This window comes from Ruegeria sp. CE12 (assembly GCF_056537525.1).
The window spans coordinates 1-891 of record NZ_JBQFRS010000066.1 but is presented as its reverse complement, the minus strand read 5'-3'; the positions used below and the strand labels follow the sequence as shown (position 1 = coordinate 891).

Here is an 891-nt window from a genome sequence, read left to right as displayed (position 1 = left end):
GAACATCAGCATAGAGGCCAGCGAAACATCACCCGTTACAGCCGCCCAGCCCACCATTGGGGGAAAGGCCCCTGCCGCGCCACCAATGACGATATTCTGCGGGGTCGCGCGTTTCAGCCACATCGTGTAAATCACAACGTAGAAAAAGATGGTAAAGGCCAAGAGCCCCGCCGCAACCCAATTGGTCGCAAGGCCAAGGAACACAACCGACATGACCGAGAGCGCAAGACCGATCTGAAACGCCTCTTGCGCGGTGACACGCCCAGACGGCACAGGGCGCGAGGCGGTGCGCTTCATAACGCGGTCAATATCGGCATCATACCACATATTCAGCGCGCCAGACGCCCCCGCACCAATGGCGATGAACAAAATGGCACAGAAAGAGATGAACAAAGACTGCGCCTCGGGCGCCGCGACAATGCCAACAAAAGCGGTGAACACCACCAAAGACATCACACGTGGCTTAAGCAGCAGCACATAATCCCCAAAGCTTGCTTCTTTGGGTTCCAGTTCAGCGGGTTTCGCCGATTTGGTGGTGATATCAATGGATGCATCGCTCATCTGCGGGCGCGTCCTTTGGGGGGTTATTTGCGAAATCGCCAAGCCACCTGATTGCGCGGGTGGCTTGGCAGAAGCTTTGCTGCGCTTATTGCGCCGCGGCCAGTTCCACAACCTGTGGCGCACGCGCATCTACAGAGGCGAAGTCGCTGATTTCGCCGCGTGTCCATGCGTCATATTCCTCAGGGGTCACTGCGAAGACGGTGATCGGCATGTAGGCGTGGTTCACGCCGCACAGCTCAGAACACTGCCCGAAATAGATGCCTTCACGGCCAGGCTCAACATTGAACCACAGCTGCGCAAGGCGACCCGGGATTCCGTCCTGCTTCACAC

2 protein-coding genes are annotated in these 891 nt (G+C 57.7%); both read right to left on the bottom strand.

Translation table 11 applies throughout. The features are described 5' to 3' along the window. A partial coding sequence (locus ACR0IO_RS23165; RefSeq protein WP_480745213.1) for a protoheme IX farnesyltransferase occupies positions 1 to 561 on the bottom strand: 561 nt, incomplete at its 3' end. An 85-nt stretch (positions 562 to 646) separates the two neighbouring features. Beyond that, on the bottom strand, positions 647 to 891 hold a 245-nt coding region (locus ACR0IO_RS23160), incomplete at its 5' end, for a cupredoxin domain-containing protein (RefSeq protein WP_480745211.1).